The 24,306-nt window shown below is 67.5% G+C and carries 20 protein-coding genes and 1 riboswitch; of the genes, 15 read left to right on the plus strand and 5 right to left on the minus strand.

What is annotated here, in order from left to right; translation table 11 throughout:
• The first annotated feature begins 99 nt into the window (after positions 1 to 99).
• Entirely contained in the window at positions 100 to 2,247 is a 2,148-nt protein-coding gene (locus POS15_RS18080) for a S46 family peptidase (protein ID WP_284128618.1), read from the plus strand.
• 78 nt (positions 2,248 to 2,325) lie between these two features.
• Positions 2,326 to 5,775: a PAS domain-containing hybrid sensor histidine kinase/response regulator gene (locus POS15_RS18085; protein WP_019185601.1), complete on the plus strand. Its 3,450-nt coding sequence runs from the start codon at positions 2,326 to 2,328 to the stop codon at positions 5,773 to 5,775.
• Between the two features lie 33 nt (positions 5,776 to 5,808).
• Here POS15_RS18085 and mntP read toward each other — a convergent pair whose 3' ends face one another.
• From mntP to acs, 3 genes are all read right to left on the minus strand, one after another.
• Positions 5,809 to 6,387, minus strand: a complete 579-nt coding sequence (gene mntP / locus POS15_RS18090; RefSeq protein ID WP_019185602.1) for a manganese efflux pump MntP — start codon at positions 6,385 to 6,387, stop codon at positions 5,809 to 5,811.
• A gap of 88 nt (positions 6,388 to 6,475) precedes the next feature.
• Positions 6,476 to 6,566: riboswitch (yybP-ykoY riboswitch) on the minus strand.
• A 186-nt stretch (positions 6,567 to 6,752) separates the two neighbouring features.
• On the minus strand, positions 6,753 to 7,418 hold the full coding sequence (locus POS15_RS18095) for a response regulator transcription factor (RefSeq protein WP_019185603.1): 666 nt from the start codon (positions 7,416 to 7,418) through the stop codon (positions 6,753 to 6,755).
• 177 nt (positions 7,419 to 7,595) lie between these two features.
• Positions 7,596 to 9,539, minus strand: a complete 1,944-nt coding sequence (gene acs, locus POS15_RS18100) for an acetate--CoA ligase (protein WP_284128619.1) — start codon at positions 9,537 to 9,539, stop codon at positions 7,596 to 7,598.
• 403 nt (positions 9,540 to 9,942) lie between these two features.
• On the opposite strand from acs, the gene POS15_RS18105 reads away from it, so the two are divergent.
• The 3 genes from POS15_RS18105 to POS15_RS18115 all read left to right on the plus strand — a co-directional run bounded on the left by POS15_RS18105 (position 9,943) and on the right by POS15_RS18115 (position 14,687).
• On the plus strand, positions 9,943 to 11,370 hold the full coding sequence (locus POS15_RS18105) for a DcaP family trimeric outer membrane transporter (protein ID WP_019185605.1): 1,428 nt from the start codon (positions 9,943 to 9,945) through the stop codon (positions 11,368 to 11,370).
• Between the two features lie 66 nt (positions 11,371 to 11,436).
• A complete protein-coding gene (locus tag POS15_RS18110) occupies positions 11,437 to 13,092 on the plus strand; it encodes an MFS transporter (RefSeq protein WP_019185606.1) in 1,656 nt (551 codons plus the stop codon).
• Between the two features lie 179 nt (positions 13,093 to 13,271).
• A complete protein-coding gene (locus tag POS15_RS18115) occupies positions 13,272 to 14,687 on the plus strand; it encodes a coniferyl aldehyde dehydrogenase (RefSeq protein ID WP_046272971.1) in 1,416 nt (471 codons plus the stop codon).
• A gap of 186 nt (positions 14,688 to 14,873) precedes the next feature.
• On the opposite strand, the gene POS15_RS18120 is transcribed toward POS15_RS18115, so the two are convergent.
• Positions 14,874 to 15,086 carry a hypothetical protein gene (locus tag POS15_RS18120; protein WP_019185608.1) on the minus strand — a complete coding sequence of 71 codons (213 nt, stop codon included), beginning with the start codon at positions 15,084 to 15,086 and terminating at the stop codon, positions 14,874 to 14,876.
• A 258-nt stretch (positions 15,087 to 15,344) separates the two neighbouring features.
• Between POS15_RS18120 and xth the strand changes: the two genes are divergently transcribed.
• Entirely contained in the window at positions 15,345 to 16,115 is a 771-nt protein-coding gene (xth, locus tag POS15_RS18125) for an exodeoxyribonuclease III (protein ID WP_019185609.1), read from the plus strand.
• 55 nt (positions 16,116 to 16,170) lie between these two features.
• Here the strand turns inward: xth and POS15_RS18130 are convergent, their stop codons facing one another.
• Positions 16,171 to 16,422, minus strand: coding sequence for a GlsB/YeaQ/YmgE family stress response membrane protein (locus POS15_RS18130; RefSeq protein WP_019185610.1), 252 nt, complete (start codon positions 16,420 to 16,422; stop codon positions 16,171 to 16,173).
• Positions 16,423 to 16,512: 90 nt separating this feature from the next.
• Here POS15_RS18130 and POS15_RS18135 point away from each other — a divergent pair, with 90 nt between their 5' ends.
• From POS15_RS18135 to POS15_RS18175, 9 genes are all read left to right on the plus strand, one after another.
• The gene (locus POS15_RS18135; RefSeq protein WP_019185611.1) at positions 16,513 to 17,112 is read left to right on the plus strand and encodes a 4'-phosphopantetheinyl transferase superfamily protein; all 600 of its coding nucleotides are present in this window, start codon (positions 16,513 to 16,515) and stop codon (positions 17,110 to 17,112) included.
• Between the two features lie 84 nt (positions 17,113 to 17,196).
• Positions 17,197 to 17,835, plus strand: coding sequence for a 16S rRNA (guanine(527)-N(7))-methyltransferase RsmG (rsmG, locus tag POS15_RS18140; protein ID WP_019185612.1), 639 nt, complete (start codon positions 17,197 to 17,199; stop codon positions 17,833 to 17,835).
• 201 nt (positions 17,836 to 18,036) lie between these two features.
• Complete coding sequence (locus POS15_RS18145; protein ID WP_019185613.1) at positions 18,037 to 18,834, plus strand: ParA family protein; 798 nt, start codon at positions 18,037 to 18,039, stop codon at positions 18,832 to 18,834.
• The gene (locus tag POS15_RS18150) at positions 18,834 to 19,757 is read left to right on the plus strand and encodes a ParB/RepB/Spo0J family partition protein (RefSeq protein ID WP_019185614.1); all 924 of its coding nucleotides are present in this window, start codon (positions 18,834 to 18,836) and stop codon (positions 19,755 to 19,757) included. The genes POS15_RS18145 and POS15_RS18150 overlap by 1 nt, the downstream gene beginning before the upstream one ends.
• A 35-nt stretch (positions 19,758 to 19,792) precedes the next feature.
• Positions 19,793 to 20,101: a helix-hairpin-helix domain-containing protein gene (locus POS15_RS18155; RefSeq protein WP_019185615.1), complete on the plus strand. Its 309-nt coding sequence runs from the start codon at positions 19,793 to 19,795 to the stop codon at positions 20,099 to 20,101.
• A gap of 83 nt (positions 20,102 to 20,184) precedes the next feature.
• Complete coding sequence (locus tag POS15_RS18160) at positions 20,185 to 21,150, plus strand: SDR family NAD(P)-dependent oxidoreductase (protein ID WP_019185616.1); 966 nt, start codon at positions 20,185 to 20,187, stop codon at positions 21,148 to 21,150.
• Between the two features lie 87 nt (positions 21,151 to 21,237).
• Positions 21,238 to 21,960, plus strand: a complete 723-nt coding sequence (locus tag POS15_RS18165) for a glycosyltransferase family 2 protein (RefSeq protein WP_046272973.1) — start codon at positions 21,238 to 21,240, stop codon at positions 21,958 to 21,960.
• On the plus strand, positions 21,960 to 22,301 hold the full coding sequence (locus POS15_RS18170; RefSeq protein ID WP_019185618.1) for a lipid-A-disaccharide synthase N-terminal domain-containing protein: 342 nt from the start codon (positions 21,960 to 21,962) through the stop codon (positions 22,299 to 22,301). Before POS15_RS18165 ends, POS15_RS18170 begins: the two co-directional genes overlap by 1 nt.
• Positions 22,302 to 22,467: 166 nt before the next feature.
• Entirely contained in the window at positions 22,468 to 24,255 is a 1,788-nt protein-coding gene (locus tag POS15_RS18175) for a DUF885 family protein (protein WP_019185619.1), read from the plus strand.
• Positions 24,256 to 24,306: the final 51 nt, after the last annotated feature.

Below are 24,306 nucleotides of genomic sequence, written 5' to 3' on the forward strand. Positions count from 1 at the left end.
GCCGCGGCCGGTGGTTCAGGTGCCCCTGACCATCGGCCGTTGCCCTGCCGGGCCTCAGTGGCTAAGGTCTCGGGCTGTTCTGACGTACCGGAAGTGCCCATGTCTTCACGCAAACCCCTCACCGCCGCGCTGGCGCTTGGCCTGACCCTCGCCGCCGGCGCCCATGCCGACGAAGGCATGTGGATGCCGACCCAGCTGCCGGACCTGGCCAAACCGCTGAAGGCGGCCGGCTTCAAGGGCAACCCGGGCGACCTGGCCAACGTCACTGCGCCCCCGCTGAGCGCGGTGGTGCGGGCCGGGGGCGGCACCGGTTCGTTCGTCTCCGACGACGGCCTGCTGCTGACCAACCACCATGTCGCCATGGGCGTGATCCAGTACAACACCTCGCCCGAGCACAACCTGATCAACGACGGTTTCATCGCCAAGGGCCGCAGCGACGAGCGCGCGGCCAATCCGGATTTCCGCGTGTTGGTCACGGTCGGGTTCGACAAGGTCACCGATGAGGTGCTGCGCGATGCGCGCGGCAAGACTGGCCGGGCGTACTTCGATGCCGTGGACCGCGCCAGCAAGCAGCTGGTGGCCGAGTGCGAGAAGGAAGGCAACATCCGCTGCAGCGTGGCGGACATGTACTACGGCACCGATTTCTACCGCATCCGCCAGCTCGAGCTGAGCGATGTGCGCCTGGTCTACGCGCCGCCGCGCGCGATCGGCAACTACGGCGATGAGATCGACAACTTCATGTGGCCGCGCCACACCGGCGATTTCACCCTGCTGCGTGCCTACGTCGGCAAGGACGGCAAGCCTGCGCCGTACAGCGTGGACAACGTGCCCTACCACCCGCCGGCGCACCTGAAGATGGCGATCGACGGCCCGAAGACCGGCGATTACGCGATGTTGGCCGGTTACCCGGGCATCACCTACCGCCATCGCACCGCCGCCGAATTCGCCAGCCAGATCGATGCGGTGCTGCCGCGCCGCGTGTCGGTGTTCCAGCAGATGATCGACACCATCGAGTCGGCCAGTGCCAAGGACGCGCAGGCGCGTACCCGGTACGCCTCGCAGCTGCAGTCGCTGAAGAACAACCGCAAGCGTGCCGCCGGCGAGCTGGAAGGCCTGCTGCGCAGCGATGCGAAGGCCCAGCGCGCCGCCGATGAAGCGGCGATGCTGCAGGCCACCGATGCGAAGTACCAGGGCGATATCCAGTCGCTGCTGACCTCGCTGTCCAGCGGTGCCTCGGTGGGGGAGCGCGATCTGCTGCTCGACCTGCTCTCGGCGCAGAGCCAGCTGCTGCGTTCGGCATTGACCCTGGAGCGCCTGCGCATCGAATCGGCCAAGCCCGACGCCGAGCGCGACAGCGGCTACCAGCAGCGCGATCTGGCGCTGATCGAAGGCGTGCTCAAGCAGGTCCAGCGCCGCTACGATCCGGCCATCGAAAAAGCCCTGCTGACCACGCTGCTGACCCGTTACCAGCAGCTGCCCGACGCGCAGCGCGTGCCCGAGTTCGACGCTGCCTTCGGCCGTACCCCGGCTGCGCTGGCCAAGACCCTGGATACGCTGTACGCCAGCACCCGCCTGGGCGACGAAGCCGAGCGCCTGTCGCGATTTGCCGCCGCACAGCAGGGCAAGGCACTGGCGCGCGATCCGCTGATCGACCTGGCCGGTCCGCTGGTGGCCGCGCAGCTGCGCCTGGATGACGAGCGCAAGACCCGCGAGGGCGAGCAGCTGCGCCTGCGCCCGGCCTACATGCAGGCGCTGTTCGCCTGGCGGGCCAAGCAGGGCCGCGCGGTGTACCCCGACGCCAACCGTACGCTGCGCATCAGCTACGGCAAGGTCGAGGCGCTCTCGCCGCGCGATGCCGTGCATTTCGACCCGGTGACCACCGTGGCCGGGATCGTGGAGAAGAACACCAACGCCTACCCGTTCGATGCGCCCAAGCCGCTGCTGGCCGCGATCGCCAAGGGCGATTTCGGCTCCACCGCCGATCCGGTGCTCAAGACCCAGACGGTCAACTTCCTGACCAACCTGGACACCACCGGCGGCAACTCCGGCTCGCCGGTGCTCAATGCCAAGGGCGAGTTGATCGGCCTCAACTTCGACAGCAACTGGGAGTCGGTCAGCGCCAGCTGGTGGTTCGACCCGCGCTTCAAGCGCGCGGTGCACGTGGACATGCGCTACCTGCGCTGGCTGTTGGCCAAGGTCTACCCGGCGCCGGAGCTGTTGAAGGAAATGGGCGTCCCCGCCGAGTAAGGGACGCCGGCCGGCCCCGTAGCGCCACGACCAACGGTCGTGGCCTACACTGCGGGCTGCTCTTGCGGAAACAACCCTGTGGTTTCTAGCTGGATCCTGCTGCTGGTCTCGGTGGTCTACGCCGCGCTGCTGTTCGCCGTGGCGTGGTGGGGCGACCGCCGCCCGATGTATCCGGACCGGCCATGGCTGCGCCCGGTGGTCTACAGCCTGGCGCTGGCGGTGTACTGCTCGTCGTGGACGTTCTACGGGGCGGTCGGCACGGCGGTGCGCAATGGCATCGGCTATCTGCCGATCTACCTGGGGCCGCTGCTGCTGTGGGTGTTCGGCTGGCGCATCATCGAGCGCCTGGCACTGATCGCACGCAGCCAGAACGTGGTGTCCATCGCCGATTTCATCTCTTCGCGGTTCGGCCGCTCGCGGCGCCTGGCCGCGCTGGTGGCGGTGATCGCACTGATCGGCATCGTGCCGTACCTGGCATTGCAGTACAAAGCCGTGGCGATGAGCCTGCAGGTGCTGACCGGCAACGTCGGCCCGACCGGCTTCTTCACCGACCCGGCGCTTTACGTGGCGCTGCTGATGGCCTTGTTCGCCACGCTGTTCGGCACCCGCCAGGTGGACGCCACCGAGCACCACCACGGCATGATGCTGGCGATCGCGCTGGAATCGATGATCAAGCTGATCGCGATGGTGGCGCTGGGCCTGTTCGCCTACCTGTGGCTCAACGACCGCACCGATGCGGTGATCGAGTCCGCGCATACGCTGTTCACCGGGCTGCCACCGGTCGGCTTCATCTCGCAGACGCTGCTCAGCTTCCTGGCGATCATCTGCCTGCCGCGCCAGTTCCATGTAGCGGTGGTGGAGTGCGGCGACGTGCGCGACATCCGCCGCGCGCGCTGGATGTTCGGGGCCTACCTGGTGATCATTTCGGCGATGGTGATTCCGATCGCCACGGCTGGCGTGACCCTGTTCGGCACCGGCGGCAGCGTCGCCGACGACAGCATGGTACTGGCGCTGCCGCTGGCCGAGGGGCGCAAGTTCCTGGCGCTGGTGGCCTACGTGGGCGGTTTCTCGGCCGCGACCGGGATGGTGATCGTGGCCTCGATCGCGCTGGCCACCATGGTCAGCAACGATCTGGTGATGCCGGTGCTGCTGCGCCGCAGTGGCGACCACCAGGAGGCGGCCGACGTTGCCTCGCGCGTGCTCTGGATCCGGCGCACGGCGATCCTGCTGCTGGCCCTGGTCGCCTACAGCTACTACCGCGGCAGCAGCAACGACAGCACCCTGGCCTCGTACGGGCTGATGGCCTTCGCCGCCGTGGCGCAGTTCGCGCCGGGCTTGATCGGCGGCCTGTACTGGCGGGGAGCGAGCCGCCGGGGCGTGGAGGTCGGCATGCTGCTCGGCTTCGCCACCTGGGTGTACACGCTGCTCTTGCCCGCGCTCACGCATGCCGGCTGGATGGACGAGGCCTGGCTGGTGCACGGGCCGTTCGGGATCGGCTGGCTGCAGCCGCAGCATCTGTTCGGCATGAGCGGCTGGGACCCGTTGACCCATGGCACGTTCTGGTCGCTGCTGGTCAATGTCGCGGCGATGGTGCTGGTTTCCGTGCGCTGGCGCCCGGGCGTGGACGAGCGCCTGCGTGCCGCGCCGTTCCTGGACCCGTACGCGCAGCGGCCTTCGGTGGCCGGTGTGTGGCCCGGCAACGTGCATGTGGGCGATCTGCTGGCGCTGGCCTCACGGGTGGTCGGTGACCGCCATGCGCGCCGGTCCTTCTTCGAGCAGGCGCAGTCGATGGATCGCGAGCTGCAGGCCTCCGCGCCGGCGGACCGGGCGTGGGTGCAGTTCACCGAGCGCCTGCTGGCGGCCTCGATCGGCGCCGCCTCCGCACGCCTGCTGCTGACCAGCCTGCTGCGCGGCTCGGGCATGGACCTGGGGGAAGTGGTGGCGGTGCTCGACGAAGCCGGGCAGGAGCTGCGCTTCAACCGCGAGATTCTTTCCACCACGCTGGAGAACATCAGTGCCGGGGTCAGCGTGGTCGACCCGGACATGCGCCTGACCGCTTGGAACCGCCGTTACCAGCAGATGTTCGGGTACCCCGACGGGATGCTCTACGTCGGCCGCCCGGTGGCCGACCTGATCCGCTACAACGCCGAGCGTGGCGAGCTGGGCGAGGGCGACATCGAGGTGCAGATCAACCGCCGCATCGGCTACATGCGCGCCGGTTCGCCGCACATCTTCGAGCGCACCCGCAGCGACGGCAAAGTGATCGAGATGCGCGGCCAGGCATTGCCCGGCGGTGGCTATGTCACCAGCTACAACGACATCACCGACTACAAACACGCCGAGCGCGCGCTGCTGGAAGCCAACGAGACGCTGGAGCAGCGCGTGGCCGAGCGATCGCACGAGGCCGAGATGGCGCAGCAGTCCAAGACGCGCTTCCTGGCGGCGATCAGCCACGATGTGCTGCAGCCGCTCAATGCCGCGCGCCTGTTCGCCTCGGCGCTGCGTGAGAGCCACCACAACAACGAAGAGCAGCGGCACCTGGCCGAGCGCGTGGATGCCTCGCTGCGCGCGGCCGAGGAGCTGCTGGATGGCCTGCTGGATGTCTCCCGCCTGGACGCCGGCGGCCTGCACCCGGTGATCGGGGATTTCGATGTCAGCCTGCTGATGCGCGAGCTGGCGGCGCAGTACTCGCCCGTCGCCGCCGGGCGCGGCCTGCGCATGGATCTGTTCGCGCGCCCGGCCTGGGTGCGCAGCGACCGCCGCCTGCTGCGGCGCGTGCTGCAGAACTTCCTGGCCAACGCACTGCGTTACACCCGCCAGGGGCGCATCGTGCTGGCCGTGCGCCATCGCGGGCCGGAAGTGGAGCTGCAGGTCTGGGATACCGGCCCGGGCATCCCCGAGCACCACATGCAGCAGATATTCGACGAGTTCCACCGCTACCAGCAGCCGTTCGACTGGGGCGAGCAGGGCCTGGGGCTGGGCCTGTCGATCTGCCAGCGCATCTCGCGCCTGCTCGATCACCGCCTCAACGCCCGCAGCCGCGTGGGCAGCGGCAGCATGTTCTCGATCCTGCTGCCCCTGGTGGCCGCGCCGCAGCTGCCGGCCGCGATGTCCTCGCCGGCGCCCAGCCCGGCCACCCGTGCCGATTCGCTGGCCGGGATGCGCGTGCTGTGCGTGGACAACGACCAGGAAATCCTGGACGGCATGCGCGCGCTGCTGGGGCGCTGGCAGGTACAGGTGATCACTGCCAGTACCGTCGACCAGGCGCTGGAGAAAGTCGTCGAGCGCCCGGATGTGATGCTGGTGGATTACCACCTGCATGACCGCCTGGATGGGCTGGATACGCTGGTGGCGCTGGGCCAGAAGGCCGGCCGTGCGATTCCGGGTGCGCTGCTCACCGCCGATGGGCGCGATGAGCTCAAGCGGATGGCGCGCGACCGTGGCTACCGGTTGTTGACCAAGCCGATCAAGCCGGCCTCGCTGCGCGCCTTCCTGGCCGCCTTCCACGATACCCGCGGCGATCTCTAGCCGCAGGCGTCCTTGGGAGGCGGCGGCAGGCGGTCAGGCCATGGCGCCGCTGAGATGTTCGTACAGGATGGTCGAGCCGATGATGATCAGGATCAGGCCGCCGATGATCTCCGCGCGCTTGCCGACCATGCCGCCCAGCACGCGGCCGAGCATGATGCCCATCGTCACCATGGTCAGCGTGCACAGGCCGATGATCAGCGCCATCACGCCGATATGCACATCGAGGAAGGCCAGGCCGATGCCCACCGCCATCGCATCGATGCTGGTGGCGAAGCCGGTCACCGCCAGGCGCCAGAAGCCATGGTGTTTGCTGGTGTCCTCGTCGTCCGCGCCGTCGTCTGGGCGCAGGCCATTGATGATCATGTGCACGCCCAGCGCACCGAGCAGGCCGAAGGCGATCCAGTGATCGAAGGCCTCCACGTACTGCAGCGCGGCGCGGCCGAGCAGCCAGCCGATCACCGGGGTGATGCCTTCGATGACACCGAAAATGAGGCCGGCGCGCAGCGCATCGGAGAAGCGGGGCTTGCGCATCGCCGCGCCTTTGCCGATCGCCGCGGCGAAGGCATCGGTGGACATGGCAAAGCCGATCAGCAGGATCGAAACAGGCGACATTGGGGTACGCGGCAGGTCGGGCGATATCGAGCAACGGACCGCGAACGCGCCCAACCTGTCGTTGCGCACGCGGACCGCTGGTCTCGCCAACCATGATGGTTGCCCGCACCACGGCGCACTGGCCGAGTATGTTGATGCGGGCGATTCCTGCAGCAGGAATCCGGCTACTCCCCAAGGGGACGCGAAGCTTAGCACCGGGGTTGTGGCGTGGCGCGTCTACCGGCAATTGCGCAGGTCACGCTGGATTTCATAGCCCCGGCTATAAGCCGTGGCGGGTAGAGCCGACCGTTGGTCGGCTGCACGGCGTGATCGGGCTCTGCAGCCGACCAACGGTCGGCTCTACGCCACCGATCCGCGTGGTGCCCTCACTCCTCTTCGGGCGGCAACACGATCTGCTCGTCATCGATGGCCAGCTTGCCGGCCATCAGCACCGCCTGGGTGCGGTTGGTGACGCCCAGCTTGCGCAGGATCGCGGTGACGTGCGCCTTGATCGTCGCCTCGGAGACATTGAGGTCGTAGGCGATCTGCTTGTTGAGGCGGCCGGCGCCGAGCATCTGCAGCACGCGGAACTGCTGCGGGGTCAGCTCGCGCAGGCGCTGGCCGATCTCGCGCTCTTCGCGGCCGGTCGGTGGCACGTTGTGTGCCTCCGGCGGGGCCCAGGTTTCGCCATCGAGGATGGTGCCCAGCGCATGGCCGATCGTGTCCGAATCGGCGGATTTGGGGATGAAGCCGAACGCACCGTGGTCGAGCGCGCGGCGCATCACGGTCGGTTCCTCACGCGCGGAGACCACCACCACCGGCAGCTGCGGGTGCAGGGCACGCATGTGGACCAGCGCATTGAAGCCCTGCGCACCGGGCATGTTGAGGTCCATCAGGACCAGGTCGGCGTCGGTGTGCTGGTCGGCCAGCTGGTACAGCGCTTCCACGCTGTCCGCTTCGTACAGCTGCACGCCGGGGATGACACGGCTCACGGCGCCGCGAAGGGCTTCGCGGAACAGCGGGTGGTCATCGGCAATCAGGAGGGTAGGCATGGTGGGGGCCATGTTGCGAAAGGGGTAACGCGCTGAAACGGAACGAGTGTATCGAGACGACAGCCCCCAGAGTCAGGGGCGGCCGCGCAGCGGCGGGGGTGTGGGTGATGGTGAGAAGGGCCCACGGTCCGCTTGCGGACCGTGGGAGCGACAGCGCGAATGCGATGGGGCGACCCCTCACTTCACCTTGCGTTCTTCCACCAGCGAGGCCACGACCGACGGATCGGCCAGGGTCGAGGTGTCGCCGAGCTGATCCGGCGCGTTCTCGGCGATCTTGCGCAGGATGCGGCGCATGATCTTGCCCGAGCGTGTCTTCGGCAGGCCAGGGGCCCACTGCAGGTGGTCGGGCGCGGCGATCGGCCCGATCTCCTTGCGCACCCAGGCGACCAGTTCCTTGTGCAGCTCCTCGCTCGGCGTCTCGTCGGCGATCAGGGTCACGTAGGCATAGATGCCCTGGCCCTTGATGTCGTGCGGGAAGCCGACCACGGCCGCTTCGGCCACCTTGGGATGCGAGACCAGCGCGCTTTCCACTTCGGCGGTACCGATGCGGTGGCCGGAGACGTTGATCACGTCGTCCACGCGGCCGGTGATCCAGTAGTAGCCATCCTCATCACGACGGCAGCCGTCGCCGGTGAAGTAGCTGCCCGGGTAGGTGCGGAAATACGTATCGATGAAACGCTGATGGTCACCGTAGACCGTGCGCATCTGGCCCGGCCACGAATCGCGGATGATCAGGTTGCCTTCGGTGGCCCCTTCCTGGATCCCGCCATCGGCGTTGACAAGGGCCGGCTGCACGCCGAAGAAGGGCAGGGTGGCCGAGCCCGGCTTGAGATCGACCGCGCCGGGCAGCGGCGAGATCAGGATGCCGCCGGTTTCGGTCTGCCACCAGGTATCCACGATCGGGCAGCGGCTGTCGCCGACCACCTCGTAGTACCAGCGCCAGGCTTCGGGATTGATCGGCTCGCCGACGCTGCCGAGCAGGCGCAGCGAACTGCGCGAGGTGCGCTTGACCGGTGCATCGCCTTCGCGCATCAACGCGCGGATCGCGGTCGGGGCGGTGTAGAAGATGGTGACCTGGTGTTTGTCGATCACCTCCCAGAAGCGGGACGTGTTCGGGAAGTTCGGCACGCCTTCGAACATCACCGAGGTTGCGCCATTGGCCAGCGGGCCGTACACGATGTAGCTGTGGCCGGTGACCCAGCCCACATCGGCGGTGCACCAGTAGATGTCGTCCTCGCGCAGGTCGAACACCGCTTCATGGGTGTAGGCCGCATACAGCAGGTAACCGCCGGTGGTGTGCAGCACGCCCTTGGGCTTGCCGGTGGAGCCGGAGGTGTAGAGGATGAACAGCGGATCCTCGGCATTCATGCGCTCGGGCTCGCACTGGGTCGGCTGCGGGTCCACCACATCGTGGAACCAGCGGTCGCGCGGGGCCTGCATGTCCACCGCGCCGCCGGTGTGGCGCACCACCAGCACCGTTTCCACGGTGGTGGTGCCGGGCAGCTTCAGCGCCGCATCGACGTTGGCCTTGAGCGGGATCTTCTTGCCCCCGCGCAGCCCTTCATCGGCAGTGATGATCAGCTTGCTGCCGCAGTCGATGACGCGGTCGGCGATCGAGTTCGGGGCAAAGCCGCCGAACACCACCGAGTGGATCGCACCGATGCGTGCGCAGGCCAGCATGGCCACGGCGGCGTCGACGATCATCGGCAGGTAGATGGTGACCCGGTCGCCTTTCTTGACGCCGAGGTTGCGCAGCGCGTTGCCGAGGCGGCAGGTGCGCTCATACAGCTCGCGGTAGGTCACGCCCTGGGCGGGTGCATCGGGGCTGTCCGGTTCGAACAGCAGGGCGACCTTGTCACCGCGTTTGTCGAGCTGCCGGTCCAGGCAGTTGACGCTGGCATTGAGTTCGCCGTCTTCGAACCACTTGATGCGGAAATCATCGAGCTGGTAGCTGACGTTCTTGATGCGGGTCGGTTTCTTGAACCAGTCCAGGCGCTCGGCGGCCTTGCCCCAGAAGGCGTCCGGGTGCTCCACCGATTCACGGTAGAGCTGCTGGTACGTGTTCCTGTCGATCCGCGATGCCGCGGCGAACGCGGCGTCGACGGGGTAAAGATCAGCCATGGCACCCTCACTTGCACGTTGACTTGGGTTGTGCGGTCGCAGCATAAGCGGCGACCTCTCCCCCTCAGTTTGCCGCATCCACCCGCCTGCGCGGTGTCGAGGTGGTTAGACCATGGTCGAACGCCGCATGCCCTGGTATGAGAGGGCCGTCTAGCTCGGTAGCTCAAGACTGCTGGTCGTGAGGCAAGGCGTACCGACCAACGGTCGGTACCTACGCGGTGCCTGCGGCACCTGCCGGTCCCCTGCCGGTCCCCTGCCGGTCCCCTGCCGGCGCCCGGTCGTACTCGCCCCTTGGGGCGAGTACGACTAATGGCCAATAGCTTCGGTGCGTCAACGCGCCGCACCCTCGGCTCGACCGTGCCCCACGCGCGGCATCACTTTGCCACCCGGGAGAGAGGGCAACATGAGCCACCGTTTGCTGAGGACGACACGCCGGCCGTTGGCCGCCGCCCTGTTCGTCGCACTGATCGCGCCAGGCATGGCGTTCGCTGAAACCGCAAAAGAAAAAGCGCTGGAAGCCCGCGTCGTCGAGCTTGAGCGCCAGGTCCAGCTGCTGCTGAACAACCAGCAGCAACAGCAGGCCCAGATCAGCCAGGCCCAGACCGATGTCACCGCCGTGCGCACGGTGCAGGCGCAGCAGCCGGCGGCGGCCACTGTGCCGGCCGGCAAGCAGCCGATCCAGGTCACCACCATCACCCCCGGCGCCGCGCCGGGCACCACGGTCAAGATCGGTGGCTTCATCAAGGCCGATTTCCTGGCCACCCAGACCGGCGACGGCCAGCTGGCCGACGACGCCACCGGTCGCGCGCTGTACCTGCCGGGCCAGACCCCGGTGGCCGGCGCCGGCGGCAGCGGCAAGCGCTCGGACGTGGACTACAACGCCCACGCCAAGTTCTCGCGCTTCAACCTTGGCATCGACAATGTCAGCGAGGCCGGCAACAAGTCCGGTGCGTTCTTCGAGATGGACTTCTTCGGCAATTCGCTGGGCAACCAGACCGCGACCAATACCTACGGTGCGACCCTGCGTCACGCCTACATGTACTGGAACAACTGGATGGCCGGCCAGACCTGGTCGAACTTCATGGACGCGGCCTCGCTGCCGGAAGCGGCCGACTTCGTCGGCCCGACCGATGGCGTGATCTTCGTGCGCCAGGCCCAGATCCGCTACACCCAGGGTGGCTTCAGTGTCGCGCTGGAAAACCCGGAAACCACGCTGCTCACCGGCACCCGCAACCCGGTCACCGGCGTGTGGACCAACGTGGCCAACAACTCCGACCGTGGCGCACTGCCGGACCTGACGCTGCGGTATGGCTGGAAGGGTGACTGGGGCACCTTCGGGGTCGGCGGCGTGGTTCGCCAGCTCAAGGTCGACAACCAGACCACCGGTGCCGACGCGGACAAGATCGCCGGCGGCCTGACCCTCGGCGGCAAGTGGGTGATGGGCCCGACCGACACTCTGCATTACCAGGTCACCGGCGGCGAAGGCATCGCGCGCTACATCGGCCTGGGTGTCACCGCCGACACCGCGTATGACATCGCCCGTGACGAACTCAACCCGACCGGTGTGCTGGCCGGTTACGTGGGCTGGCGCCACGCCTTCACCCCGAAGCTGCGCACCAACCTGATCTACGCGCGCAGTGATTACGACAACGACGGCAGTCTCGGCCCGCTGGTCACCAAGAGCGTGCAGAGCATCCGCGGCAACGTGTTCTACACGCCGATGCCCAAGGTCGATGTCGGCGCCGAGCTGATGTACGGCGTGCGCGAGATCGAGGATGGCCGCAAGGGCGATATCAGCCGCCTGCAGTTCACGACGAAATACAGCTTCTAAAACAGAAAACGCGTGCCGGCGTACAGCCGGCACACCACCACGATTGCTTCGGAGGGGAAGCGTCCCATGTCAACAACACCTGCACCGGCGAAAGCCCAACTCACCCAGGGACACAAGAAGGTCATCTTCGCGTCCAGCCTGGGGACCGTCTTCGAGTGGTACGACTTCTTCCTGTACGGCTCGCTCGCCGCGATCATCGCCAAGCAGTTCTTCAGCGGTGTCAATGAAACCACCGGCATGATCTTCGCCCTGCTGGCGTTCGCGGCCGGCTTCTTCGTGCGTCCGTTCGGCGCGGCCTTCTTCGGCAGCCTCGGCGACCGCATCGGCCGCAAGTACACCTTCCTGGTCACGATCCTGATCATGGGCATCTCGACCTTCCTGGTCGGCGTGCTGCCCAACTACGCCTCGATCGGTTTCGCCGCCCCGGTGATCCTGATCATCCTGCGCCTGGCCCAGGGCCTGGCGATGGGTGGCGAATACGGTGGCGCGGCGACCTATGTCGCCGAGCATGCACCGGCCGACAAGCGTGGCCTGTACACCAGCTTCATCCAGTGCACCGCGACGCTTGGCCTGTTCATGTCGCTGCTGATCATCCTGGCCTGCCGCTACTTCCTGGGCAATGAAGCGTTCGAAGCCTGGGGCTGGCGTATTCCGTTCCTGGTCTCGATCGTGCTGCTGGGCATCTCGGTGTGGATCCGCCTGCAGCTGAGCGAATCCCCGCTGTTCCAGCAGATGAAGGCTGAAGGCAAGGGCTCCAAGACCCCGTTCCGTGACAGCCTCAAGGACGGCAACCTCAAGCTGATGCTGCTGGTCCTGCTCGGTGCCGCAGCCGGTCAGGCCGTGGTGTGGTACGGCGGCCAGTTCTACGCGCTGTTCTTCCTGAGCAGCATGCTCAAGGTCGACGCCACCACCTCCTATCTGCTGATCGCTGCAGCGCTGGCGCTGGGCGTGCCGTTCTTCATCTTCTTCGGCTGGCTGTCCGACCGTATCGGCCGCAAGAAGATCATCCTCGCCGGCTGTCTGCTGGCCGCGATCACCTACATCCCGATCTTCAAGGGCCTGACCCACTTCGCCAACCCGGCCATCGAAGAAGCCCGCACCAACTCGCCGGCGCTGGTCAATGCCGATCCGAACACCTGCTCGTTCCAGTTCGATCCGGTTGGCCTGCGCAAGTTCACCAGCTCCTGCGACGTGGCCACCGCGGCCCTGACCAAAGCCGGTGTGCCCTATGAAGTGAAGCCGGCACCGGCTGGTACGCTGGCGACGGTCAACGTCGGGACCACCGCGGTGACCTCCTACGAGGCTGCAGGCCTGACCAAGGAAGAACTCAAGGCCAAGGGTGATGCCTTCGGCGGAGAGCTCAAGGGTGCGTTGGGTGCCGCCGGTTACCCGGCCAAGGCCGACAATGCGCGCATCAACATCCCCGGCACGATCTTCATGCTGTGGCTGCTGGTGCTGTACGTGACCATGGTCTACGGCCCGATCGCCGCTTACCTGGTCGAGCTGTTCCCGACCCGCATCCGCTACACCTCGATGTCGCTGCCGTACCACATCGGTAACGGCTGGTTCGGTGGCTTCCTGCCGGCGATCTCGTTCGCACTGGTGGCCGGTACCGGCAACCTCTACTACGGCCTGTGGTACCCGATCATCATCGCGTTGATGACGGTCGTGGTCGGTGGCCTGTTCCTGCATGAAACCAAGGACGTGGACATCACCAAGTAACGGTGATCCACACGGCAGGACGAAGGGGCCGCGATGCGAATCGCGGCCCTTTCTGTGTCCGGGGTAGTGCCGGCCGCTGGCCGGCTCCCGATGACCCTACAGAGAAGCGTGCAAGCCTGCCGGCCAGCGGCCGGCACTACCGATCCCGCTCTCACGCAGCCTGCCGTTATAGTCGGGCCATGAGCGATGCCCACACCGATCCTGCCGCGCTTCACGCGATCCTGCAGACCCTGCGCGCCGCGTGGCAGGCCAACCGCCCGACGCTGGAACAGCGCCGCGATGACCTGCAGCGCCTGCGAGCGGCCCTCAAGGCCCGCCTGCCGGAGATGGCCACGGCGATCTCGGCCGACTTCGGCCACCGCTCCACCCACGAATCGCAGATCGCCGACGGCATGACCGTGCTCGGCGACATCGACCATCTGTGCAGCCACCTGCGCGGCTGGATGCGGCCGCGCCGGGTCGGGGTCGGCTGGAGGTTCTGGCCGGCACGCGCCCAGACCCGGCCGGTTCCTCTGGGTGTGGTCGGGGTGATCTCGCCCTGGAACTACCCGGTCAACCTGGCGTTGATTCCGCTGGCGACCGCGATCGCCGCCGGCAACCACGTGATCCTCAAGCCGTCCGAGCACACGCCGCGCACCAGCGCCTTCCTGCAGTCGCTGCTGGCGGAGGTGTTCCCCTCCGATCGCGTGGCGGTCGTGCAGGGCGATGGAGGCCTCGCCAGCGCCGTGGCCGGCTCGGCGCTGGACCACCTGGTGTTCACTGGCTCCACCGCCATCGGCCGCAAGGTCATGGCCGCGGCCGCCGAGCACCTGACCCCGCTCACGCTGGAGCTGGGGGGCAAATCTCCGGCCATCGTCTGCAGCGATTACCCGTTGGAGAAGGCGGCCGCGCGGCTGGCCACCGGCAAGTTCTTCAATGCCGGCCAGACCTGCATCGCGCCGGACTACGTGCTGATCGACGGCCATCGCCAGCGCGAACTGGTGCAGCAGCTGCAGACGCAGGTGCAGGCGCGCTATGGCGATTTCAGCGACGCCGCCGATTACACCCGGATCATCCACGACGGCCAGTACCAGCGCCTGCGTGGCTATCTCGAGGAGGCCCGCGCGCGGGGCGTGCCGGTGATCGAACTGGCGACGGTCGATCCCGAGCGTGCGCAGCGCGAGCGGCTGATCGTGCCGACCATCGTGCTCGATCCGCCCGCGGATCTGGCGCTGATGCGCGAAGAGATCTTCGGACCGATCCTGCCGGTCTGCGCGTATCCGGATCTGGACGCCGCCATCGCAGAGGTGCAGTCCCGTGACCGCCCGTTGGCGCTGTACGTCTTCAGTCACGAACGTGCGCAGGTGGAACGGGTGCTGGCGCAGGTCGTGGCCGGCGGCGTCACCGTCAACGACACCCTGCTGCATTTCGCGGTCAATGGCCTGCCGTTCGGCGGGGTCGGCCCGAGTGGCATGGGCGCCTATCACGCGCGTGCCGGTTTCGATGCGATGAGCAAGCAGCTGCCCATCCTGTGGCAGTCGCGCTGGGCCGCCAGCGATCTGCTCAAGCCGCCGTATTCGAAGATCGCCGGGATGTTGAAGGCGATGGTGCGGTAAACCCTAGCGTGTTGCACGGTAACGTCGAGACGTGCTCGGCTGCCGGGGTCCCGCGCAAGTAAAATCGAACCGATGCGCTGGTGAGCCGATTACCACGCCTATTCGGCTCACGCAGCCGTGCCTAAGCATCGCGCCTGCTCGAGCTTGGCGTTGCGAAAAGAACGATCAACGCCCCGGCTGCGACGATCAGTCTTCGTGGAACCACGCATGGGCCGCAGCTTCCAGATCGCCTTCCTCGGCGATCACCGAACCGTCCTCGTCCAGCAGTGTGTAGTGGCGCTGGTCACCGCCCAGCGCAGCGCTGCCATCCAACCCGAGCAGCAGGGTGTAGAGGGTGTCGGTGGTGAAGACATCGAGCATCTCCCGCAACAGCTGGGTCTGCTCGGGCGACAGGTCCATCGCGGCGATCCTTGCTGCGCACGCCGTGCCTGGGGTCCATGCCATGGCGAGCAGGTTCGCTTTCTCCGCGTACCACCTTGCTACGAAGGCATCTGCGTTCATTGAATATCTGCGCTACCGGGGGTGGGCCACAGCCTAGCGGGGGACGCAGGCGTGTGGCAAAAATCTGCGTGCCCGGACGCGAGAGGCTGCCGGCCAGCAGCCGGCAGGGCGTGCGCCCACCGACCAACGGTCGGTGGCTACCGGTAGAATGCCCAAATGAAAATCGCCTCCTGGAACGTCAATTCGCTCAACGTGCGCCTGCCGCACCTGGAACAATGGCTCACGGCGTTCGCGCCGGACGTGGTCGGTATCCAGGAAACCAAGATGGAGGACCACAAGTTCCCCGACGCGGTGCTGGCCGGGCTGGGCTACCGCAGCGTGTTTGCCGGGCAGAAGACCTACAACGGCGTCGCGCTGCTCTCGCGCGAACCGGCGCAGGACGTGCAGATCGGCATTCCCGGTTTCGAGGATGAGCAGAAGCGCGTCATCGCCGGGACCGTCAACGGCGTGCGCATCATCAATCTGTACGTGGTCAACGGCCAGGACGTGGGCACCGACAAGTACGCCTACAAGCTGCGCTGGCTCGAGGCCGTGCACGCCTGGGTCGAGGCCGAGCTGGCCAGGTACCCGGAGCTGGTGGTGATGGGCGACTTCAACATCGCCCCCGATGCCCGCGACGTGCACGACCCGCTGGTGTGGAACGAGAACCACATCCTGACCTCCACCGCCGAGCGCGGCGCCCTGAACAAGCTGCTGCAGCTGGGCCTGCACGATGCGTTCCGCCTGCACAGCGAGGAAGAAGGCGTGTTCAGCTGGTGGGATTACCGGGCGGCCGGCTTCCGTCGCAACCTGGGCCTGCGCATCGACCTGACCCTGGTCTCCGACGCGCTCAAGGCGCGCGCGCTGGCCTCGGGCATCGACCGCGAGCCGCGCACCTGGGAGCGCCCCAGCGACCATGCCCCGGCGTGGGTAGAACTGGCGCCGTAACCAACAAGGCCCGGCAGTGCCGGGCCTTGTTGATCGAACGAAGTACGTGAGCGCGTCAGCGGATGCTTTTACGGGTGAACAGATTCACGATCGCCAGCAGAATGACTGCGCCGATCAGCGAATAGATGAACGACCACAGCGTGATCGCTTCATTGATGCCACCGCCGAAAAAGTAGCCGGCAATCAGCGCGCCGACGATGCCGACCACGATGTTGAGGATGATGCCTTGCTGCGCGTCCCGCTTCATGATGATGCTGGCAAGCCAGCCCACGATGCCGCCGACGATCAACCAGATGATGATGCCCATAGCGTTGACTCCCTCTGTGCGGATGCGACCTGTGCAGTTGACGGCACACCCCGTGAAGTCGTCGTGCAGCCGGTATGGCGGGGGCGTGGCATGACCCTGCCGGCGACCTTGGACGGCCCCTGGCGCTTCGGCCCGGTCACGGTCTGGCGCCTGCCGCATGTGCCGGGCACCCGCGGCGAGCCCCAGGCCCGGGTCCTGCTGGCCGAGCAGCTGGGCGGGGCGCCGGAGGACCTGCCGCTGCAGCGTGACCCGCGTGGCCGCCCGGCGCTGCATGGTCCGTTGGCCCATGTGGGCACCGGCTGGAGTCACAGCCACGGCCTGCTGCTGGTCGCGATGGGTGAGGGGGTGCGGCTGGGCGTGGACCTGGAACCGCTGCGCCCGCGCCCGCGGATGCTGGAGATCGTGCAGCGCTTCTTCCACCCGGCCGAAATCGCCTGGCTGGAATCGCTGGACGAGAACGCCCGCAACCACTGGTTCTTCCGGGTGTGGTGCGCCAAGGAGGCGCTGCTGAAGGCGCAGGGGCAGGGCATCTCATTTGGTCTGCATCGGCTGCAGCTGGCCCCCGGCATCGACGGAGGCCTGCACCTGGCCTGGTGCGACCCGGAACTGGGGCCCGCCGAGCGCTGGCACCTGCATGAGTGGCAGGCGGCGGATGACTTCCGCGCGGCGCTGGCGTGGCATGCGGTGTGAGATCGAGGGCGTGGCCAACGGTTGGGTGTGCGGGCGCAGGCAGCCGACCAACGGTCGGCTCTACCGACCTGCGATAATGGTGCCATGACTGAACACATCCTCCCCGCTGGCGTGGCCGACGCGCTTGAGCGCGGCCTGGCCGCCATGCAGCTGGACGCCGCGCTGGCACCGCCGCTGCTGACCTACCTGACCCTGCTCGACCGCTGGAACCGCACCTACAACCTCACCGCGATCCGCGACCCGCTGGAGATGGTCACCCGCCATCTGCTCGATTCGCTGGCGATGCAGCCGTACCTGGAGAGCGGCACCCTGGCGGACCTGGGCACCGGCCCCGGGCTGCCCGGCATCCCGCTGGCGATCGCGCGCCCGCAGCTGCAGGTGACCCTGGTCGAAAGCAATGGCAAGAAGGCCCGCTTCATGCGCGAGGCCGTGCGCCAGCTGGGCCTGGGCAACGCCCGCGTAGCCGAGTCGCGCGCCGAGGCGCTGGCCGAACCGGCCGCCTATGACCATCTGACCGCGCGCGCGATGGACACCCTGGCCGGGATCATCCGGGTCGGTGGGCACCTGTTGCGCCCGGGCGGCCGCCTGCTGGCGATGAAAGGCGTGTACCCGCACGACGAGATCGCGCAGCTGCCGGCCGGTTGGTCGGTCGAACAGGTGCTGCCGTTGAGCGTCCCTGGATTGACCGGCGAGCGCCATCTGGTGGTGGTCACCGGCCCGTGAGCCGGTGACTCCCGCGCCCGCATCGCCCGCCCCAGCGTCGTCCCGGCGCCCTCCCGCGGTGGCCCCGTGCGGTGCCATCGGCGTGCCCGTGGGCGTCGTTGCGGCATTGCGGCGCGTGCCTGCCGCGCATCTCACAGTGCATGACACGCCCCATATACGCATAATGACCAGTCCCACTCCCTGCCGATGAGGCTCACCCGCATGGCCCGCATCATCGCCATCGCCAACCAGAAAGGTGGCGTCGGCAAGACCACGACCGCCGTCAATCTGGCCGCCTCCCTGGCTGCTGCACCCAAGCGCGTGCTTCTTGTCGACCTCGATTCCCAAGGCAATGCGACCATGGGCAGCGGCGTGGACAAGCGCGAAGTCGCCGCTTCCACCTGTGATCTGCTGCTGGGCGAAAGCACCGCGGCCGAGGTCCGGGTCAAGACGCCGGAGGGCTTCGACCTGCTCCCGGGCAACATCGACCTGACCGCCGCCGAGATCCAGCTGATGGACCAGAGCGAGCGCGAGCAGCGCCTCAAGCGCGCGCTGGCCCCGATCCGCGACGAATACGACTACATCCTGATCGACTGCCCGCCGGCGCTGTCGCTGCTGACGCTCAACGCGCTGGCCGCCGCCGATTCGGTGATCGTGCCGATGCAGTGCGAGTACTACGCGCTGGAAGGCCTGAGCGCGCTGGTGGAAACCATCGAAGCGCTGCGCGCCAACCTCAATCCCGCGCTGGAAATCGAGGGCGTGCTGCGCACCATGTTCGATGTGCGCAACAACCTGGCCAATGCCGTGTCGGCCGAGCTGACCGAGCACTTCGGCGAGCAGGTGTTCCGCACCATCGTGCCGCGCAACGTCCGCCTGGCCGAGGCGCCCAGCCATGGCCAGAGCATCGTCGGGTACGACCGTGCCTCGCGCGGTGGCGTTGCCTATCTCGGCCTGGCCGGCGAGATCATCCGTCGCAACAACCAACGCAAGAAGGCCGACAAGGCCATGGAGACCGCCTGATGAGCACCAAGCCTGCCCTCGGCAAGAAACGCGGCCTCGGCCGTGGCCTCGACGCGCTGTTGGGGCCCAAGGGGGCGGTGACACAGGTGCAGGCAGCGGCCGTGGTCGAACCGCAGCCGGGTGAACTCCTGCGCAAGCTGCCGGTGGGCCATTTGCAGCCGGGCAAATACCAGCCGCGCCGCGACATGGACGAAACCAAGCTCGCCGAGCTGGCCGAGTCGATCAAGGCCCAGGGCGTGATCCAGCCGATCCTGGTCCGCCAGCTCGGCCCGGACAGCTTCGAGATCGTGGCCGGCGAACGCCGCTGGCGCGCGTCGCAGCTGGCCGGCCTGGACGAAGTGCCGGTGGTGGTGCGCGAGCTGGAAGACCGCACCGTCATCGCGATGGCGCTGATCGAGAACATCCAGCGCGAAGACCTCAACCCGCTCGAGGAAGCCGAAGCCCTGCAGCGGCTGATCAGCGAGTTCGCCCTGACCCATGCCGAGGCCGCCCAGGCCGTGGGCCGCTCGCGTGCGGCGGTGTCCAACCTGCTGCGCCTGCTGGAGCTGCCGATCGCGATCCGCCTGCTGCTGGAAACCCGCCGGCTGGAAATGGGCCATGCCCGCGCCCTGCTGACCCTGGCGCCGGAACTGGCCAGCAAGCTCGCCCAGGAAGCGGCCGACCAGGGCTGGTCGGTACGCGAAGTGGAGCACCGCGCGCAGCAGTTCGCCGCCGGCAAGGTGCCCGGCGCGTTGCGCAAGAAGCCCTCCGCCGCTGCACCGCAGGCCGACATCGCCTCGCTGGAAACCGAACTGTCCGAGTCGCTGGGCGCCCGCGTGGCGATCAACCACGGCCGCGGCGGCAAGGGCAAGCTGATCATCCATTACACCGACCTGGACACGCTGGATGGCGTGCTCGACCGACTTCGCGCACAGAAGGGCTGAGTCCCCCGCAGGCGTCAGAGGATTTCCCCCCAGCAATGAACCCCACCAAGGTCGACCGCAACCATCTGTTGCGTCTGACCGACCTGCCGAATGTCGGGCCGGCCTGTGAGAAAGATCTCCGTCTGATCGGCATCCGCGTGCCAGCGCATCTGCGCGGTCGCGATGCCTATGACATGTACGCGCAGCTGTGCCTGCGCACGGGGGTGATGCACGACCCCTGCGTGATCGATGTATTCCTGTCGGTGCTGCGTTTCATGCAGGGCGAAGCGCCGCGGCCGTGGTGGGATTTCAGCAAGGAACGCAAGGCCACCCTGGCCAAGGAAGCGCCGCTCAGCCTCTGGTGAAGCGGACCACCGGGACGTGTGCAACGCCACGCGGGCGTCCCGGGAAAGCACTGTATTGATACGTGGCAAGTAGGACGGACCCCATGACCATTCTCGTGACCGGCGCTGCCGGCTTCATCGGCGCCAACACCTGCAAGGCCCTGCTCGCGCGCGGTGAGCGCGTCGTCGGCCTGGACAACTACAACGACTACTACGATCCGCAGATCAAGCGCGATCGCGTGGCTGCGCTGTGCCCGCAGGCCGATATCCGCGTGCTCGACCTGACCGACCGCGACGGCCTGGCCGCGCTGTTCGACGAGGTGCAGCCGACCCGGGTCATCCACCTGGCCGCCCAGGCCGGCGTGCGGTACTCGCTGGAAAACCCGCATGCCTACGTCGACAGCAACCTGACCGGCTTCGTCAACATGCTGGAGCTGTGCCGCCACCGCGGCGTGGCCCATCTGGTGTATGCCTCGAGCAGCTCGGTGTACGGCGATTCGGCCACCCCGCCGTTCTCCGAAGACCAGCGCATCGACAAGCCGCGCTCGCTGTACGCCGCGACCAAGGCCGCCAACGAGCTGATGGCCTACACCTACGCCCAGCTGTTCGGCCTGCATGCCACCGGCCTGCGCTTCTTCACCGTGTACGGCCCGTGGGGCCGCCCGGACATGGCGCCGCTGCTGTTCTCGCGCGCGGTCCTGGCCGGCCGCCCGATCGACGTGTTCAACGACGGAAAAATGCAGCGCGACTTCACACATGTCTCCGACATCGTGGATGGCATCCTCGGCGCGCTGGCGCATCCGTCCAGCGACACGGTGCCGCACCGGGTGTTCAACCTCGGCAACCACACGCCGATCGAACTGGAGCATTTCATCGGGGTCATCGAGTCCGCCGCCGGACGCCCGGCGCAGAAGGTCTACAAGCCGATGCAGCCCGGCGACATGGTCCGCACGATGGCCGATACCACGCGGGCGCATGACGCTTTCGGCTACGAGCCGGTGATGCCGATCGAGCGCGGTCTGCCGCCGGTGGTGGCCTGGTGCCGGGATTATTTCGGGGATCACGCCTGACACACACGCCTCGATTCATCTTCGGATAACCTCGGGTGCGGAAAATGCGCGCTCTTTTTCGATCCTGGCCATTCGCAGAGCCCGACCATGAGCCAACCCCAGTTGTCGGTCGTCGTCCCGGTCTTCAATGAACGCGACAACGTCACGCCCCTGATCAACGAGATCACCACCGCGCTGCGCGGGCAGGTCGATTTCGAAATCGTCTACATCGACGACCACTCGCGCGACGACACCCTGGCGGTCCTGCAGGCCCTGAAGGCCACCACGCCCGAGCTGCGGGTACTGCACCACGTTACCCAGAGCGGGCAGAGCACCGCGGTGCGCAACGGCGTCAAGCACGCCCGCGCGCCGTGGATCGCCACCCTGGACGGTGACGGCCAGAACGATCCGGCCGACATCCCCAAGCTGCTCGCCGCGCGCGCGGCGGCCGCCACCGAGGTCAAGCTGTTCGCCGGGTGGCGTGTGAACCGCCAGGATTCGGGCAGCAAGCGCTGGGCCAGCAAGTGGGCCAATGCGATCCGCGCGCGCATGCTGCACGACGATACCCCCGATACCGGCTGCGGCATCAAGCTGTTCGAGCGTGCGGCGTTCCTGGAGCTGCCGTACTTCGACCACATGCACCGCTACCTGCCTGCGCTGATGCAGCGGGCCGGCTGGAAGACCACCAGCGTGCCGGTCAACCATCGGCACCGCACCGCGGGTGTGTCCAAGTACAACAACCTGGGCCGCGCGCTGGTCGGCATCCGCGACCTGCGCGGCGTAGCCTGGCTGATCACGCGCAGCAAGCGCACCGCCGTGGAAGAGCGCTGATGGAACTGCACTGGCTCGACCAGCCACTGACGTGGCTTTACTGGACCGGCCTGCACGTCACCGGCTGGAAGTTGATCGGCTACACCGGCGCGCTGATGTTCGGTGGCCGCTGGCTGGTCCAGTTCATCGCCTCGCGCCGTGCTGGAAAGCCGGTGATCCCGCGCCTGTTCTGGTACATGAGCGTGGTCGGCAGCCTGATGACGCTGAGCTACTTCCTGTTCTCGGCCAAGCAGGACTCGGTGGGCGTGCTGCAGAACCTGTTCCCGGCGTTCACCGCGCTGTACAGCCTGAAGCTGGATATCGACCATCGTGGGTGGAAGCGGGACAAGGCGGCGCATTGAGGGCGTGCCGACCGACCAACGGTCGGTGGCTACCGGACGGGGTGAACGTCGGATGGGGGCCGGGGTCGTAACGGGGGCCCGCGACGCGGGCAGGACCTTTGATCCATGCGCGGCCCCTTCGCCCGGTGCCATGATCGGGGTTTGCCGTCCCCCGGGAACCCTGATCGTGAAATCACCGCTCGTTGCTGCGCTGCTGCTCGCCCTGGCCCTTCCTGCCGGCGCCGCCCTGGCCGCGCCTCCAGCTGCCCCGGCCGCCGCCCCGGCCAGCCTGGCCACTGAAAGCCCCGCCGATGCGCAGTTCCGCGCCATCTACGAGAAGGAATGGGCCTGGCGCGAAGCCGGTGGCGGTGAGGCCAGCGAAGACGGCGACGGCCCGGCCAACGCCACCCGCATGCCCGATGTCGGCGCGGCCGCGCAGCAGGGCCGGCTGAAGGTCTGGGACGACGTGCTGGCCCAGCTGGACAAGGTCGACACCCAGGCGCTCTCGGCCGAGAACCGCATCAACTACGCGATCTACCGCGACCAAGTGTTCAACCTGGCCGCCGATGTGCGCCTGCGCGCCTACGAAATGCCGTTCAACGCGGACTCCTCGTTCTGGTCCAACCTGTCCTTCATGGCCCGGCGCGAGATGAAGACCGCGCAGGACTACCGCAACTACATCGCGCGCCTGAACGATGTGCCGCGCTACTTCGACCAGCAGACCGACAACATGCGTGCCGGCCTCAAGCGTGGCTTCAGCGTGCCGCGCGCGGTGCTCGATGGCCGCGAGGTGTCCATCGCCACGGTCTCCGAACTGAAGGATCCGACCCAGTCGCCGCTGTACGCGCCGTTCAAGAAGCTGCCGGCCAGCATCCCGGCCGCCGAGCAGGCACAGCTGCAGGAGCAAGCCCGCCAGGCCATCGGCGGCAGCGTGGTGCCGGCCTTCGCCAAGCTGCGCACCTTCTTCGTCAGCGAGTACGTGCCGCAGGCGCGCACCACCCTGGCCGCCGAAGCGATGCCCGGCGGCAAGGCGTACTACAAGCAGCAGATCCACGAATACACCACGTTGGACCTGACCCCGCAGCAGATCCACGAGATCGGCCTGAAGGAAGTGGCGCGCATCCAGGCCGAGATGGACGGCATCATCAAGCAGGTCGAGTTCAAGGGCAGCTTCGCCGAGTTCCTGACCTTCCTGCGCACCGATCCGCAGTTCTATGCCAAGACCCCGGACGAGCTGCTGCACCGCGCGGCGTGGATCTCCAAGCGCGTGGATGGCGTGATCGGCAAGTACATGACCCTGCCGCGCGCGCGCTTCACCATCGTGCCGGTACCGCCGGATATCGCCCCGTTCTGGACCGCCGGCCGCGGTGGCATGGGCACCTACTGGCTCAACACCTACAACCTGCCGGCGCGGCCGCTGTACAACCTGCCGGCGCTGACCCTGCACGAGTCCGATCCGGGCCACGCCCTGCAGGGCGCGCTGGCGGCCGAGCAGGGCGAGCAGCCCGCGTTCCGCCGCAACAACTACATCTCCGCCTACGGCGAAGGGTGGGGCCTGTACTGCGAGAAGCTCGGCGTGGAGATGGGCATCTACGAAACCCCGTACGAGGATTTCGGCCGCCTCACCTACGAGATGTGGCGTGCCGCGCGCCTGGTGATCGATACCGGCGTGCACCACAAGGGCTGGACCCGCGAGCAGGCGCTGTCCTACCTGCGCGACCACACCGCGCTGAGCGAGCATGAAGTGACCACCGAAGTGGACCGCTACATCTCCTGGCCGGGCCAGGCGCTGAGCTACAAGCTCGGTGAGATCGCGATCGTGCGCCTGCGTGCGCAGGCCGAGAAGGAGCTGGGTGACCGCTTCGACGTCAAGGCCTTCCACGACGCCGTGCTGAGCCAGGGCTCGGTGCCGCTGCCGGTGCTGGAGGCGCAGATCCAGGCCTTCATCGCCCAGCGCAAGGCCGCCGCCAGCTGAGGTGCGCGGGGGCCGGCCGTCGCGCCGGCCCCGCCAACGTGAACCAAGCTG

Origin of the sequence: Stenotrophomonas sp. BIO128-Bstrain, assembly GCF_030128875.1 — a bacterium.
GTDB classification, from domain to species: Bacteria; Pseudomonadota; Gammaproteobacteria; order Xanthomonadales; family Xanthomonadaceae; genus Stenotrophomonas; species Stenotrophomonas bentonitica_A.